17 protein-coding genes are annotated in these 14,725 nt (G+C 42.0%); 8 read left to right on the forward strand and 9 right to left on the reverse strand.

What is annotated here, in order from left to right; genetic code table 11:
- Positions 1-19: 19 nt before the first annotated feature.
- Positions 20-1,348 carry a homocitrate synthase/isopropylmalate synthase family protein gene (locus tag C9889_RS02865; RefSeq protein ID WP_129597031.1) on the reverse strand — a complete coding sequence of 443 codons (1,329 nt, stop codon included), beginning with the start codon at positions 1,346-1,348 and terminating at the stop codon, positions 20-22.
- A 282-nt stretch (positions 1,349-1,630) separates the two neighbouring features.
- Between C9889_RS02865 and C9889_RS02870 the strand changes: the two genes are divergently transcribed.
- A complete protein-coding gene (locus tag C9889_RS02870; protein WP_129597033.1) occupies positions 1,631-2,134 on the forward strand; it encodes an amino acid-binding protein in 504 nt (167 codons plus the stop codon).
- A gap of 2 nt (positions 2,135-2,136) precedes the next feature.
- Here the strand turns inward: C9889_RS02870 and C9889_RS10285 are convergent, their stop codons facing one another.
- Genes C9889_RS10285 through C9889_RS02885 form a run of 4 tightly spaced genes read right to left on the reverse strand, consistent with a single transcriptional unit; the run spans position 2,137 to position 5,279 of the window.
- Positions 2,137-2,721, reverse strand: coding sequence for an NAD(P)/FAD-dependent oxidoreductase (locus tag C9889_RS10285; protein ID WP_225419957.1), 585 nt, complete (start codon positions 2,719-2,721; stop codon positions 2,137-2,139).
- Positions 2,722-2,726: 5 nt separating this feature from the next.
- Positions 2,727-3,332, reverse strand: coding sequence for an NAD(P)/FAD-dependent oxidoreductase (locus tag C9889_RS10290; protein ID WP_225419958.1), 606 nt, complete (start codon positions 3,330-3,332; stop codon positions 2,727-2,729).
- A 9-nt stretch (positions 3,333-3,341) separates the two neighbouring features.
- Positions 3,342-4,625, reverse strand: a complete 1,284-nt coding sequence (gene aroA, locus C9889_RS02880; protein ID WP_129597035.1) for a 3-phosphoshikimate 1-carboxyvinyltransferase — start codon at positions 4,623-4,625, stop codon at positions 3,342-3,344.
- Positions 4,626-5,279: a thymidylate synthase gene (locus C9889_RS02885; RefSeq protein WP_129597037.1), complete on the reverse strand. Its 654-nt coding sequence runs from the start codon at positions 5,277-5,279 to the stop codon at positions 4,626-4,628.
- 121 nt (positions 5,280-5,400) lie between these two features.
- On the opposite strand from C9889_RS02885, the gene C9889_RS02890 reads away from it, so the two are divergent.
- A complete protein-coding gene (locus tag C9889_RS02890; RefSeq protein WP_129597039.1) occupies positions 5,401-5,844 on the forward strand; it encodes a DUF488 domain-containing protein in 444 nt (147 codons plus the stop codon).
- Here C9889_RS02890 and htpX read toward each other — a convergent pair.
- The 4 genes from htpX to C9889_RS02905 all read right to left on the reverse strand — a co-directional run bounded on the left by htpX (position 5,841) and on the right by C9889_RS02905 (position 8,520).
- Positions 5,841-6,695: a zinc metalloprotease HtpX gene (htpX, locus tag C9889_RS02895; RefSeq protein WP_129597041.1), complete on the reverse strand. Its 855-nt coding sequence runs from the start codon at positions 6,693-6,695 to the stop codon at positions 5,841-5,843. The two genes, C9889_RS02890 and htpX, sit on opposite strands and share 4 nt — an antisense overlap.
- 93 nt (positions 6,696-6,788) lie before the next feature.
- Positions 6,789-6,923 (reverse strand): hypothetical protein, encoded by a 135-nt coding sequence (locus tag C9889_RS10730; protein ID WP_263853969.1) that lies wholly within the window; start codon positions 6,921-6,923, stop codon positions 6,789-6,791.
- A gap of 74 nt (positions 6,924-6,997) precedes the next feature.
- The gene (locus C9889_RS02900; RefSeq protein WP_129597043.1) at positions 6,998-7,321 is read right to left on the reverse strand and encodes a hypothetical protein; all 324 of its coding nucleotides are present in this window, start codon (positions 7,319-7,321) and stop codon (positions 6,998-7,000) included.
- 5 nt (positions 7,322-7,326) lie between these two features.
- Positions 7,327-8,520, reverse strand: coding sequence for a hypothetical protein (locus C9889_RS02905; RefSeq protein ID WP_129597045.1), 1,194 nt, complete (start codon positions 8,518-8,520; stop codon positions 7,327-7,329).
- Positions 8,521-8,855: 335 nt separating this feature from the next.
- Between C9889_RS02905 and C9889_RS02910 the strand changes: the two genes are divergently transcribed.
- From C9889_RS02910 to C9889_RS02935, 6 genes are all read left to right on the forward strand, one after another.
- Positions 8,856-9,569: an ABC transporter ATP-binding protein gene (locus C9889_RS02910; RefSeq protein ID WP_129597047.1), complete on the forward strand. Its 714-nt coding sequence runs from the start codon at positions 8,856-8,858 to the stop codon at positions 9,567-9,569.
- Between the two features lie 14 nt (positions 9,570-9,583).
- Positions 9,584-10,828: a COG1361 S-layer family protein gene (locus C9889_RS02915; protein ID WP_129597049.1), complete on the forward strand. Its 1,245-nt coding sequence runs from the start codon at positions 9,584-9,586 to the stop codon at positions 10,826-10,828.
- Between the two features lie 21 nt (positions 10,829-10,849).
- On the forward strand, positions 10,850-12,118 hold the full coding sequence (locus tag C9889_RS02920; protein ID WP_129597051.1) for an ABC transporter permease: 1,269 nt from the start codon (positions 10,850-10,852) through the stop codon (positions 12,116-12,118).
- Positions 12,119-12,268: 150 nt separating this feature from the next.
- Positions 12,269-13,105 carry a helix-turn-helix transcriptional regulator gene (locus tag C9889_RS02925; protein ID WP_129597053.1) on the forward strand — a complete coding sequence of 279 codons (837 nt, stop codon included), beginning with the start codon at positions 12,269-12,271 and terminating at the stop codon, positions 13,103-13,105.
- A 90-nt stretch (positions 13,106-13,195) separates the two neighbouring features.
- A complete protein-coding gene (locus tag C9889_RS02930; protein ID WP_129597055.1) occupies positions 13,196-13,702 on the forward strand; it encodes an amino acid-binding protein in 507 nt (168 codons plus the stop codon).
- A 12-nt stretch (positions 13,703-13,714) separates the two neighbouring features.
- On the forward strand, positions 13,715-14,713 hold the full coding sequence (locus C9889_RS02935; protein WP_129597058.1) for a homoserine dehydrogenase: 999 nt from the start codon (positions 13,715-13,717) through the stop codon (positions 14,711-14,713).
- Positions 14,714-14,725 lie beyond the last annotated feature (12 nt).

Here is a 14,725-nt window from a genome sequence, read left to right on the forward strand (position 1 = left end):
TATAAGGTGAATAATTACCTTATACATCATTATTTTTTCGTGAAAGGGGATCTGGTACAAATTCACCAGAATAGGCACTTTCCCTGCTCATGTTCTTTTCTACAACTGGTTCAAACAGGAAATATTTCTCAACGTAACCCTGGATTTCTTCATCAGAGATGCAGGATACACGCTTTTCATTGTCATAGAGTGCCTGGATATCCTTCTGTATGGATTTAAGCCTGGGATCCTTCTTCTCCACAGTGATCTGTACATCGATCAATTCCCTCAGAGTTTCCTGAATCTTATACCTTAAGACCTCGGTACCTGAAGAATCACCGATAAGGAATATGCGTTCTCCACCCACAACCTCGGGGGGATATGGTTCGTATGTGAAAGGATTCTTAATAGCACCGGCAGCATGTATACCTGACTCGTGGGAGAATACATTCTTACCGACCACGGCTTTATTACGAGGTACACGTATACCGATTTCTTTTTGCATGAATTCAGAGAATTCAGTTATGACATCAAGATTGTATTTATCGAAACCTTCTACCCTTTGGCCCAGGAACAAAAGCAATTTTTCCATTTCAGCATTTCCGGCCCTTTCACCTATACCCATAAATGTTACATTGGACCAGTTTGCACCATACCAGTAAGCAGCCATAGAATTTGTAAATGCGAAACCAAAATCGTCATGACAATGGCTTTCAATGTTCTTGACACCAATCTCATCTTTGAGATATTTGGTAATTGAGGGAATACCATAGGGTTCGTCCACTCCATCAAAAGGTATTCCATAGCCGATGGTGTCACACACCCTTATGGTACATTCCGGGTCAATTTCCATTATCTTTTCAATCATTGGATAGACAAAACCATAATTATCAGCACGGGTCATGTCTTCCACATGAGCACGGGTAGCAAGGCCATGATCTACTGCATACTGAAGGGCTTCAAGGTACCTGTCCTCGGCAGCTTCTCTGCTGGGCAATCCCATCTTTTCCAGAATGTGGACATCTGAGACAGACATCAATATACCGGTTTCATTGAGACCGCCAATCTGCAGTACCTTATCTATGTCTTCTGTTTTTGCACGTGCCCAGCCCGTTACCTCGGGTACTTCATATCCCCTGTCAAGCATGAGATCAATGGCTTTGCGATCTCGTTCATTATAAACGAACGTTTCCAGTTTTTCAATGCCGATCTCGTGCAGATAGTCATAAATTCGAACCTTGTGGCCGCTTTTTAAGACAATCCCCGGCATTTGGGCTCCATCCCTGATGGTACTATCACTGATACAAACCTCCTGATCAAGCGGAAGCTTGATTTTTGGCAGGTCTTCATAATCTTTGTATACCTTCACAAAATACCTCCTTTCACACAAATATGATAATCCTAATCCCGTATTTTTAACAATAACACATTGTAAAAGATTTGTGTATAACCCCTGAAAGGGATTTTTTTTATTCGTAAAAAGCACATTTAACCAATCAAATCAGATTGTATTATGATGGACTTTATCCTTAAAATGTCTTTCTTCCTACATATAAAAACAAAATAAGAAGTAACCATATAAACATTGCAAGAGACAACAAAATACCAAAGAACTTAATTCTATTTATAATTTGAATGAATAGTGATTTGCATGTGGAAAATGTTACTTGAAAAGTTTGAAAAACATCCTGCCCAACAAAAGGTACTCAAAATATTATTCGAAAGGGGATTTCAGGTAAGTGAGGACGGGAAAGTGACCTCCGGTAAGATAGAGATTGCACATACCCAGCTTGCAAAAGAGGCAGGCGTGGACCGCCGGGTAGTAGATGCAACTACCGACACAATACTTGAAGATGAAACCCTTAGAAACATATTCCAGAATGTGCGTTCAATTCCTTTCTTAAGGGATGTGGCTCCTGCACTGGGACTTGGAGTAATAATAATTACACCTGAAGATGCGGCTACAGTAGGTATTCTTTCAGAAGTATCAGGAGTGATCGCCGCCCACAGTATCAGTATCAGACAGGCAGTTTCAGATGATCCGTACTTTACCGATCAGGCTAAAATGACTATTATCACTGATTCAAAGATATCAGGAGATACTGTAAATGAAATCCTTAACATAAAAAGTGTAAAAGGGGTCAGTATATACTGAATTCACAGCAGGGTTTTCAAAAAAGCTACAAAAAAACCTTTTAGATGTCTGGAATTTAATGGATTCAGGAATTTACGCAATAATATGGAAGGATGATCCATATCCCCATACTTTTCAATTAATGAAAGTACATTCGGTTCTGCCAGGGATGAAAATAATTCATTGAGTTGTTCATCTGATAAACTACCCACAAAATCATGTGCCTTCAGTCCAAGATTTAATTCTTTTCCCATAGCCTGTTTCCAGCGAATTTCATATTCTTCCAGCCGGGATTTGGAAGTATCGTTTTCAAATGCTGCTTTTGCAGCAACTTCACCTGCTATCTTTGCACAGACAGCCCCTGTATAAACACCACCCCCGGATGTTGGTTTTACCTGACCTGCTGCGTCACCGCAAATTAATACACCATCAGAAAAAGTCCTGGCTGCAACACCTATAGGAATTCCTCCCACTACAAAATCCAGCATACCATCTACTTCCCGCTCTGTTTTGGAAAGTTTGTCTTTAAGTTCACAGAGATATGATAAAGAATCCCGACTGCCCATATTATCGGTTGCAAGTCCAAACCTTGCAGTACCGTCTGACAATGGAATTACCCATGCAAAAAAACCAGGCGCACAGTACCTACGAAAAGTTCCACAAAATCCTGGCGAATTGATTGCATTTGAACTTCAAACTGGATTCCGGACATAATACGTGAAGGAGCCGGCAGTCCCACCATGGAAGCCACACCATGACGTACACCATCTGCACCTATAACCACAGAGGCTTCGATAACTTCAGGTTTACCTGCTCTTTGGACATGTAAACTTTTAAAACCAGAATTATTATTTATTGCAACAACCTTTGAGTTCAGGAAAATATCCACACCTTCAGAAGTTGCCATGGATGCCAGTTTCCTGTCAAACATCTTGCGTGAGACTACAAAGGCACGGGTGTGCCCGCCATTTACAGGAAGACAGGTCCCCTCCGGAGAATGCACAAAAGCACCCCTGACACTGTTAATAACCGAAGAGTCATTGGTACTTATCCCACACTCATCCATAGCCCGAACACTCAAAAGGCCCGCACACTGGACCGGACTTCCCACAGTTGCATGTTCCTCAAAAAGAGCAACCTTTGCCCCGTACAGCGCAGCATACCTTGCAGCAACCGAACCCACAGGGCCGGCTCCCACTACGGCAACATCGTATTTCATGGTTCACAATCACTGTTTATTCACAACAACATCAGCGCCCAAAGACCTGACATCATCAAAGAAATTGGGATAGGAGATGAATATCGATTCTGCCGTATCCACGGTTGTATCACCCGCAACCATACCGGCAATCGTAAGTGCCATTACGATACGATGATCATGCCAACCGTGCAGGTCGCCTCCTTTAAGTTTACCCCCTTTTATTGTCAGTTGATCCTGGTCCTCCTTCACAGAAACACCCATCTTCTTGAGTTCCACAGCCATGGCATGTAGCCTGTCAGTTTCCTTATACCTGACATGCTCGGCATTCTCTATCACGGTTTGTCCTTCAGCAACAGCACCCAAGACGGCTATGGTTGGCACAAGGTCCGGCGTTGCTGCAGCATCCACCCGTACACCTTTAAGATCACGTCCATTAACCGTTACCACACCGTTTTCTTTATCCCAGGATACTCCCGCACCCATTTGCTTGAGTAGGTCAATTATAGCCATATCCCCCTGTTGGGAAGGGAACATGTTCTTCACAACTACCCTGGAGCCGGTCATTGCGGCGGCGGCCAGTAAATATGATGCAGATGAAAAGTCTCCCGGGACCAGGTAATCCCTTAAATTGTAATCCTGATTGGGAGGAATTATGAATTTGATATTATGGTTACTATCTTCAAATATTTCAGCTCCAGCCTCACGCAGTATTTCGAGAGTGACATTGACATAGGGTTTTGAACGAAGCTCACCCTTTATTGAAAGAGTAGTACTCTGGCTTGTGAGCGGACAGGCTATCAAAAGTGCAGATATGAACTGGGAACTGATGGACCCATCTATCTTGGCTATTGCTCCCTTCAATCCTCCTTTAACTACAAGGGGAGCGCAACCGTTATTCAGAGTGGATATTACTTCCACACCCAGGTCATGCAAAACTTCAATAAGGGGACCGTTTGGCCTGGTTCTCAGGGAATTGTCACCCGTAAGAATCGATACACCGTCTACAAGGGATGCCACAGCGGTCATGAAACGCAGTGTTGTACCCGAATTACCCACGTCAATTACATCTTCAGGAATGTGAGGTTTGCCTTTCACTCCCTCGATAAAAAGATCCCCTTTCTCCTCGTTAATCTGTGCACCAAGCATTTTACATGCACGGATCGTAGCCTTGGTGTCTTCCGAAATAAGTGGCCTGCGAACAACACACTTCTCAGACAGGGAACCAATAGTGATTGCCCTGTGCGTGTAACTTTTTGATGGGGGTGCAAAAACTTCACCCTCCACACTGGTACGACTGATTTTTACCCTCATTTAGCACACTCCTGTTACAATCTTTTCAATGCGATCCCAGTCATGTTCATAAATATGTGCAGATACACTGATAGTTGTAATCGTACCTGTTTCATAACCGGTATTCTGTGCCACATATTTTAGAAGCTGTGAAAGACCGTAAAGATTTGCAGGATAGGCTCCTGCGAAATCATGACTGCGGAAAAGAGTGGTCATATGAAGCCGATTGTTCCGGACTTTGAAATCATCGAGAATCATACATGGCACTTCATCAACTTCAGTATCAATGTATGGTATCCATGTTACCGCAGTTGCTCTGCGGGTACTTTTACTGGTTTTGAGTTTGTCAATTACATAGGAGATCTGATCCACTCGCTCATCCCAGTTGCGTAATCGCTGCCCATAAGTATATTCGAAATCCTGGGGATTATCCCCTGTAATCAGCTGTTTTGCATATTCGTCCAGACGCTCCTGGTTCCAGGCAATGTCAGCAGGTATCTCATTTGTATAAGGATCATCGATAACAACCATAAGATTCATGAATTCCCTGATTTTGCTGCCCCTTTCATCAGTTACATTTTCCCCGTGATTCCATATTATATTGAGTCCGCGATACCATGCATCGCTAATTGTATCGGCCTTAATTATTCGTCCTATGGGCGTATTGTGAACCATGTCAAATCCTCTCAAGCTGCAAGGGAATAGAATTTCCTGAATATATAATCTTTACCTGAATAGACCCATATATAACAATCCATCGAAATCCTAATAAAATCAGGTAGCAAATAGAGTGTTTATGGAAGACCGGCGGATATGCTATACTATTGGTTATGGAAATAGCATTTTTAATGAATTCCTGAATAGGTTACTGGACAACTCCATAAAAATCGTTGTGGACGTGCGTAGTTATCCGCAATCACAGCGTCCGGAATTCAATGCAGAAAGCCTGAAAGTTAAACTGCCGGAGAATGAAATTATCTATTGCCACTACCCTTTACTTGGTGGGATGGGTAAGCGTTCTTATATAGAATATATGAAAAGCGCAGACTTCAGGAAAGGGTTTGCAGACCTATTATATCATATAGACAGGAATGCAGAGAACGGTACAAAGATCGCTCTTATGTGTGCAGAAAAGAATCCACGCAACTGCCATCGCAGGCATATTGCAGAAAAACTTGAAAAAGAGGGGATAAAGGTGATACACCTGACCGAACCCGGGCAGGCATCCCTCACCTTTTAATGCATGTTTTCCAGACGTTTAATACGCTCTTCTGTTGTGGGATGCGTGCGGAAAAGGTTTGCAAGCGTACTTTTCCTTATCGGATTTACAATAAACATGTGAGCAGTACTTTCAGATGCCTTCACATCCTTTGGATTTTGCTCGTAATTGCTTGCACCCTTCTCAAGTTTAGAAAGAGCACTTGCAAGAGCCCGGGGGTTTCTGGAAATACGGGCACCTTCTGAATCCGCTGCAAATTCACGGGAGCGGGAAATTGCAAGGCGTATAATAGTGGCTGCAAGGGGAGCAACTATTACAAGGGCCAGGAAGCCTATGATATTATTGCCTTCACCATCACGTCCGCCTAGACCTCCAAATATTGCTGCCCACTGGGCCCATGTGGCAACCATGGTGATTACACCAGCAATTGTTGCAGCTATTGCACTGATAAGTGTATCCCTGTTTCTGACATGGGCAAGTTCATGAGCCAGAACACCTTCGATTTCCTCTGAATTCAGTATATCCATAATACCTGTAGTTACTGCCACAGCAGCATGCTCAGGATTCCTGCCTGTAGCAAAAGCATTGGGCATGGATGTCTCCACAATATAAACCCGCGGCATTGGCAGACCGGCATTATATGCAAGGTTATGCACTATCCGGTACAACTGTGGAGCTTGCGCTTCTGTAACTTCTTTTGCCTTGTACATTTTAAGCACAATCTTGTCACTATACCAGTAGGTACCGAAATTCATGAGGATAGCAAAGGCAAAAGCAATCAGCATTCCCCCTGTACCCCAGTATGAACCAACCATTACCAGCAGACCCGTTAGTGTTGCAAGTAATACTGTAGTTTTAAGCATGTTCTTCATGATATACCTCGAGCATACTTCGGATTATGTCAAAATAAGCTCATATTAGTAAATAAGGATTATTTGTAATTCTATAAAAACGTTGCGGACAACTCAGGTTACTCCTACAATACCTACCAAAAGCAGGGCCAACAGGAACATAATTACAAGAGCAAAGATAAAGAGTACACTACCTGGATTGTATTGTGCACCTTCTTCTTCGTAAAATTTACTGTGTTGTATAATCATCTCCTGATGTTGATCATATGTCAGTATATAAATCATTCTATTAATAAATAACCCCTAAAAAAGAAAGAGGATAGTCAGATATCCTCTACAATAATATCGGATTCATTATCAACACTTTCTAGCATCGATTCAAGTTCTGCGAGATCATCATCCAATGACGATATTTCCTCATCGGTATCTAGCATCGATTCAAGTTCTGCGAGATCATCATCCAATGACGATATTTCCTCATCGGTAAGAGCTGCTCCTTCCTGTGCGAGTATATCTTCCGCATCTTCCGCAACATCTTCGGATGCAGTTTCATTTTCTACTTCTGAATCACTCTGGTCTGTACAACCCGAAACCATCAGGGATGATAGCATGAGCAAGACAAGCAGTAATGACATGGACTTTTTCATGAGATTCATTCCTCCGCAGAATAGGTTCCTGCCCATTCCATGGTTTCAGAATCCGTGGTATAGGTTCCTTCCCCGGTGAACACCGTGCTACCTGTACCTGTGGCATCAATGGAGATATTCTCCCCTGAAACCATCATAGTAAGACGGCTGCCATTGATATGAGCATCTCCTGTGAAGTCAAGATATACTGCTGCAGGAGTGCCTCTACCCATGGATTCTTCGGGAGTGAACCGCTCATATTCCCCGTCCATCTCTATGGTTGCATCACCCGTCAGGTCCTTCACAACAAGTTTTGCATCTGTTGCCGAGAGGTTTATATCGAAATTACCGGAAATCACGGCTGTACCATTGCCATTGGCACTGACATTTGTATCTTCTGAAAAGTTAGCAAATCCCTGCCTGTAATCTTTCAGGAATGTCAGGCTGTCACGGAGTACATCGTTGGCCTGACGTGTAGCATTCACTGACTGTTGCATGTAGGCAAGGGATTCACTGCTGCCTTGCTCTGCATCAAGGGCCAGTTCACGATATTCTGATGCATTTCCAATCAGCGCATTATACTCCTCAAGCATTAGTTCGACTTCTGTGGTATCCACTCCACTCTCATTGAGACGCTCTATTTCGGACTCGAGACGCTCGGAAATGGAATCGGCTTTATCAATATAATTTCCAACACCGCCAACACCGTTCAGAAACCTGAATTTGTATAGGTCCTTTGAAACGTCATGCCAGACCGTACGTACATCCCGTGCAATTTCTGCAAGCTCTTCCTGGTCTTCAGCGCTTTCGAGTTTTTCCTGCTGCTCTTCAAGTTGGCCGATGTATTCATCGATTCTTTCGATGGAATCCTCGTTATCCTCGAAATCTTCTTTTGTATCGGACAGACGGGTTACCATGTAGTTGATCGTATCATTGAGATACACACTGGACACATTGCATACAACTTCGGAATTAGCAGAGATTTGCCCCATTTGGACCCTGTCCGTAACATTCAGGAGATGTTGCCTGGAATTGTCATAATTAATCTTCATCCGCTCCATTTGTCCCGGGACATCATCAGGAACTGAAGTATTATTAGGACGCATATTGTCCCAATCCACATTCATTCTATTATCTGGCTTTGCAACTGCAACCGCTGTAAACATACTTGCACACATTGCAATGACCAGAACAAAAGTCAATATCTTTCTGAAATCCATCTCAATCCTCCTTGTATTTAGCATAATTAGTAAAGCCACATAGGATAGATGAGAATATAAATATACTTTCATATAGAAACCATTTAGAATCTAACAAAAATAAGACCTTAATAATAACTTAATATAAAATAAAAGTATTAATGAAGTATTATGCTCGAAAATAAAGTCTTATAAAGTTTATTTTTTTTATTAAACTGCTTTTGGCGCTCAAAAATATAAGCATGTTTAAATTATCACATTTGCTTACACTGTCATTGCTGGAGTACCAAACACTCCAACTCATACCACCACCAAAAGAGGCATCCTTTTTTGGATGCCTCATATGAGACAAAAATATGCCCACCATCGAAACAAATCCTGTTATAAAAATTCATGATGCATGGAAGATCTACCAAATGGGAGAAGTAGAATTCGCAGCCCTGAAGGCAATCAACCTAAAAATCAACGAAGGAGAATTCATAGTAATTCTTGGCCCCAGTGGAAGTGGAAAAAGTACACTTATGAATCTCATAGGATGCCTGGACGTGCCTTCAAAAGGTATCGTTTGCCTCAATGGAGAAAATATTTCCACAATGGACGAATCTGAACTTTCAAACATAAGAGGAAAGACTATTGGGTTTATTTTTCAAAGTTTTAATCTCTTACCCACACTAAACGTCCTAGAAAACGTCCTTTTGCCTCTGGAATTTCAGGAAACTGATCCTTCAAAAGCAAGAGAGAGGGCAAAAAAATTGCTTGACATCGTAGGATTAGCAGATAAACTACATAACCTACCATCCCAGCTTTCCGGGGGACAACGACAGAGAGTAGCAATTGCCCGTTCCCTTGCAGTCAATCCCCAGATAGTTCTAGCCGATGAACCGACCGGTAACCTTGATACTAAAACAGGATCCTACATACTGGAATTTCTTGATAAACTGCATCGCGAAGAAGGTAAGACAATCATAATTGTGACACATGATCGGGAGCCTGTAAAATATGCAACACAGGTGGTACACATAAAAGATGGGATACTCGAAAAAATCGAACACATAGAAAAGCAACAATAAGGAGAAAGAAATTTATGAATTACAAATACCTGACAGCTGTTTTTTTGATTCTTATATTTATGAGCAGTGCGACTGCTTATATTAGCACAGCAGCAATCGAAATCAATCTTACTAACCTGAACCCTGATACCGCCCGTCCGGGAGAACCGGTGGAAATTGTGCTGAGTGCACAGAATGTCGGAAACTCAGACATTGAAGATGTTATTGTGGAAGTTGAACCTGAGTACCCATTCAGCAAAATAGAGGGAGAATCACTAACAAGAGAAGTTGCATACCTTGATGCAAGACAGGGTGATGAAGATGCAGCAACCCTCAAGTTTAAACTAATGACAGATCCAGATGCTGCAGAAGGAGTATATGAAATCGACATCAAGACCTCACTACAATCTGAAGACGATGATCCATACACCATCACTCAAACAGTGGAACTTGAGGTACGTGGAAAGGAATACGCGCAGATTGTAACCATAAACAAGGCAAGTATCAGCCCTGGTTCAGAAGAGGGTTTGGAGTTCATAATCACAAATGTCGGAAACTCACCATTGAAGAATATGGTTGTTTCATGGGTAGATCAAGAAGGAGTGATCCTTCCTATATATTCTGACAATACGAGATATATAAACTATCTTGATGCAGGCGAATCTATTAATGTGGCGTACTCGGTAATGGCTGATGTGAATGCAGACCCCGGATTATATACTCTGAACATAACCCTTGAATTCGATGATTATGAATCAACATCTGATTCCATCGAAACTACAGCCGGTATTTTCGTAGGTGGAGGAACTGATTTTGATGTTTCGTTTTCGGAAAGTGACAGTGGAACCATATCATTATCTCTGGCCAACATAGGAAATAATGAAGCGTACTCCGTAAAGGTCTCGATTCCTGAACAGCAGAATTACAAGACTACAGGTAGTTCATCCTCAATTGTGGGTAACCTAGAGAAAGGTGATTACACCATTGCTTCCTTCAATATCTTATCGGTAAACAATAATACACAAAACAATGACCTACAGGTCATGATAGAATACACAGATTCTCTGGGTACGAGACATTCTGTAACAAAAGAAGTTCCAATACAATCTTACTCTACTGGTACCGGAACAATGCCCAATGGAAATTTACCGGACAATAAATCTGGTAGCAATGTATTTACAAACCCTTATCTGATCGGGTCTATTTTACTGGTAGTCCTTGTAGGGGCATTTTACTACTGGAAGAAAAAGAAAACGGCACATCAAAATGGAAATGAGTGAACCAATCGTAGGAGAATTCACATGAAAAACCGTGCATACTTGAAGATGGCAGTTAATATCCTGTTGCACAGTAAACTTCGCAGTTGGTTAACCATTATAGGAATCGTCATCGGAATTGCGGCGGTTGTCAGTATTATTTCCCTTGGTGACAGTATGGAACAGGATGTCCAGTCTCAAATGAATGAGATGGACCTGACAAGTATAACGGTCACTCCTGGTTACACAAAAGCGACATCAACAATGCCAGGAGCACGTGGAGGAGCACGTGGAGAAGGTGGTGGGTCCATAACCAGTTCGATAGCAGACGACACAGAACTTACAGATGATGATGAGGACGCCCTGAAGAATATCGAAGGTATACTATACATATCAGGCCAGGTTTCAGGCAATGAAGCAATAAACTATACAGGAGAATCAGCAACCCTTTCTATCAATGGTGTTGATTCTCAGGTATGGCAGTACATGACCACTTCAGATTTGGAGACTGGCAGATTACTTGAACCTGCTGACAAATATGTGGCCGTTATTGGCAATAGTGTTGCTACAACAATCTTCGACAGGGAAATAGGTGTAAACCAGGTAGTTTCAATTAATGGTAAATCCATTCGTGTGGTCGGAATCCTTGAGTCTGAAGGAGATAGATCAGATAGCGAAATTGTAATGCCCATAGATGCAGCAGTTGAAGTTATTGAAGATGCTGAATCTGATGAATTCGACTCGATTGTTGCCAAAACTGAAAATAGTGACATGGTAGATCCAGTAATGGAAGAGATGGAAGAAAAACTGATGCTTTCAAGAGGTATCTACAATGAAGATGACAGGGATTTCAGTCTTACTTCTTCCGCATCAAATGCAGAAAGTGCTTCCGAGATGATGGAATCCATGACATTCTTCCTGAGTGGAATAGCAGCAATATCATTACTTGTGGGTGCTGTGGGTATCGCAAATACAATGTTTACATCAGTAATTGAGCGTACCAAGGAGATAGGTACAATGAAAGCAATAGGTGCAAAAAATCGTGATATTTTGATGATATTTATCATCAATTCCGCTCTTGTGGGATTTGTAGGAGGTACTTTGGGAGTGATTTTAGGTTCAATAGCTACTTCAATTTTCCCAATGCTAGGAGTAACTATCATGAGACGCAGTGGCACCTCAGGAGTCGTCCTTTCACCTACACTAATGCTATATGGCCTAATTATAGCCGTAGCAATAGGAATGATCTCTGGAGCAATACCTGCATACAAGGCATCGAAAATGAGGCCTGCGGATGCATTAAGATACGAATGAAATTCAGACACCGCAGAAGACATGAAAATCCAAATAATTTCATACAATGAGTATAGGATATTTATGCTTTCTGCACAAAATTATTTTTATTCCATTCCTGCAGAATATTTTCAACAAACAATATATGCAATACAGTATTAAAGTAGGGATATGAGTAGCAAACATCTTCAAATAGCCACAATTGTTCTTCTGTGCATTCTGGTATTGAGCAGCTGTGCAGCCGCCGAAGAAACTGCAACAGTTCATGGCTCATTATATAACTGGTACACTTTAGAACCACAGGAAGATGTAATACTCAAAATAAACACAACTCCTGCACAAACAATAGTGACCAGCAATGGGATATATGCATTCAACCTGGAGCCAGGATCATATCTTATAGAAGCCAGAGGGTATGAAAACGGTACACTCACAGCTTACTCGGAAGAAGAAATTACAATTAAAAGGCAAGGATATTACGTAATCGACATCCTGCTTTATCCGGCCTATGAAGAAGATATTGAATACCTCAACGATACCGAATTAAACAACCTGACAGCCTCTGTAGAGGAAGGTACTAAAATCGTTGAAGAAACGTCTGATGATAAAGGTAACTACTCCTATCTCTTAATACTAATAATTCCACTACTTATCGTTGCAATCTATTTTTATCGGCACAACAGGGAAGATTATAATCAAAAACCTGTTACAACTATTCCAGATTTGTCTGATGTTGAACAGACTCCTGATGTAGCACCACCGGATGAAATACCTCATGAAGTAAAGCCAGAAGAAGAGGACAAAAAAGAAGAGGAACTACCCGCAGACCTGAAGGAAATCCTGACAATAATAAAAAAATCCGGAGGAAGAATCACCCAGAAAGACCTCAGGCAGAAACTTAATTGTTCAGAGGCAAGGGCAAGCCTGATGATCGCAGATCTGCAGAGAAGAGGACTCATTGACAAGTTCAAAAAGGGAAGAGGAAATATACTGGTATTGAAAGATTAAAAAGTTCCCGACTACCAAAACCTATAATTGTCTATTACCCGTTAAGAATGAAAAACAGATAATCCGAATTATACCAAAAGGAGGTTACCTATGAGAGTTTCAATGGATATAGAACTGAAAGACACGCCAGGTCAGCTCCTTTGCGCTCTGACACCCATATCAGAATTACGCGGGAACCTGAAATCAATTGTCCATCACCATGAAGAAAGGACACCAAGAGGCACCATTCCAGTACAGCTCGTTTTTGAAGCCGAACCTGATAATCTCGATGCAATTATAGATAAACTTAAAAAAAATGGCATAGGAATCAGCAGAGTAGATGAAAAAAGATTGATCGAGGAAGGAGCAGTCATCCTGATAGGTCACATTGTCCATACCGATATCCAGGACACTATAGACAGCATTGACAGGACCGGATATGCAGAAGTTGTGGACATTTCCCTTTCCATGCCCCACATAAACACCACTTCATCTGCTTCCCTGAAGATCTGTGCTGTTGGAATAAAAGAACTGCATGAAGCAATCAGCATACTAAAGAATGTTGCAAAGAAAAAAGACCTGCTTGTTGTTGAGCCCATTCGGGCAGAATTTTCCTGAGGAGTTATACATATGAAAATTATTCGTGCATCAATAATCGGTTTTGGTTCTGTTGGACAGGGAGTAGCTCAGGTATTACTCCAGAAAAAAGAGGAGATCCAAAAAAAGGGTTTTGACCTGAAAGTTGTTGCTGTGGCTGATTCCAGAAGCGCTGCTATCGATGAAAAAGGCCTTGATCTTGAAAAGGTTCTCAAGAGTAAAAAGGAAAACGGCCGGGTAGGACCCGAAACCCTTAGCGGTCTGGAAGTTATCAGGAATGTAGAACATGAAGTTGTCATTGAAACCACCCCTACAGACATTGAAACCGGAGGAGTGGGACTTGACAACATGTTGACAGCTTTTGAAAAGGGAATGGATGTAGTCACATCCAACAAAGGTCCTCTGGCCCTCAAATACGGGGAACTTGCAGAAACTGCCCGGAAAAACAATGCTAAATTCAGGTTTGAGGCAACTGTGGGTGGTGCCATGCCGGCAATAAACCTGATACGTGATACTATCGCAGGCAACTCAATTATCAGTATTGAAGGAGTCCTGAATGGAACCTGCAATTACATCTTAACAAGGATGATGGAAGAGCACGCATCATATGAACAGATGCTTGCAGAATCCCAGGAGTTGGGGATTGCTGAAACCGACCCAACCTATGATGTGGAAGGAATCGATGCTGCCTGTAAACTTGTAATTCTTGCAAACTATGTATTCGGAATGAAAGCAACATACCATGATGTGGATGTAAAAGGAATTACCAGCATTACTCCCGAAGCTCTCTCCCTGGCACAATCCGAAGGATATGTTATCAAGCAGATTGGGGAAGTCAAGGACGGATGCATCCAAACATCACCACGTCTCGTTCCTGAAAGCCATCCACTTGCTGTTGGAGGAACTCTCAATGTTGTGTCGGTGCAGACCGATCTTGCAGGCACAGTCACCTCAACTGGCAGAGGTGCGGGTTCTATCGAGACTGCAAGTGCAATCCTGAGTGACATTATATCCATTTACAGGGAAGATTGAGAACAGGTGTTC

Source organism: Methanohalophilus profundi (assembly GCF_004137855.1).
Classification (GTDB): domain Archaea; phylum Halobacteriota; class Methanosarcinia; order Methanosarcinales; family Methanosarcinaceae; genus Methanohalophilus; species Methanohalophilus profundi.

Excerpts from the sequence above, each read along its gene's own strand:
- C9889_RS02935 (WP_129597058.1), top strand. The coding sequence starts at position 13,715 with ATGAAAATTATTCGTGCATCAATAATCGGTTTTGGTTCTGTTGGACAG.
- C9889_RS02905 (WP_129597045.1), bottom strand. The coding sequence starts at position 8,520 with ATGGATTTCAGAAAGATATTGACTTTTGTTCTGGTCATTGCAATGTGT.
- C9889_RS10730 (WP_263853969.1), bottom strand. The coding sequence starts at position 6,923 with ATGATTATACAACACAGTAAATTTTACGAAGAAGAAGGTGCACAATAC.
- htpX (WP_129597041.1), bottom strand. The coding sequence starts at position 6,695 with ATGAAGAACATGCTTAAAACTACAGTATTACTTGCAACACTAACGGGT.
- C9889_RS02925 (WP_129597053.1), top strand. The coding sequence starts at position 12,269 with ATGAGTAGCAAACATCTTCAAATAGCCACAATTGTTCTTCTGTGCATT.
- C9889_RS02890 (WP_129597039.1), top strand. The coding sequence starts at position 5,401 with ATGGAAGACCGGCGGATATGCTATACTATTGGTTATGGAAATAGCATT.
- aroA (WP_129597035.1), bottom strand. The coding sequence starts at position 4,625 with ATGAGGGTAAAAATCAGTCGTACCAGTGTGGAGGGTGAAGTTTTTGCA.
- C9889_RS02920 (WP_129597051.1), top strand. The coding sequence starts at position 10,850 with ATGAAAAACCGTGCATACTTGAAGATGGCAGTTAATATCCTGTTGCAC.
- C9889_RS02885 (WP_129597037.1), bottom strand. The coding sequence starts at position 5,279 with ATGGTTCACAATACGCCCATAGGACGAATAATTAAGGCCGATACAATT.
- C9889_RS02930 (WP_129597055.1), top strand. The coding sequence starts at position 13,196 with ATGAGAGTTTCAATGGATATAGAACTGAAAGACACGCCAGGTCAGCTC.
- C9889_RS10290 (WP_225419958.1), bottom strand. The coding sequence starts at position 3,332 with ATGAAATACGATGTTGCCGTAGTGGGAGCCGGCCCTGTGGGTTCGGTT.
- C9889_RS02900 (WP_129597043.1), bottom strand. The coding sequence starts at position 7,321 with ATGAAAAAGTCCATGTCATTACTGCTTGTCTTGCTCATGCTATCATCC.
- C9889_RS02915 (WP_129597049.1), top strand. The coding sequence starts at position 9,584 with ATGAATTACAAATACCTGACAGCTGTTTTTTTGATTCTTATATTTATG.
- C9889_RS02870 (WP_129597033.1), top strand. The coding sequence starts at position 1,631 with ATGTGGAAAATGTTACTTGAAAAGTTTGAAAAACATCCTGCCCAACAA.
- C9889_RS02910 (WP_129597047.1), top strand. The coding sequence starts at position 8,856 with ATGCCCACCATCGAAACAAATCCTGTTATAAAAATTCATGATGCATGG.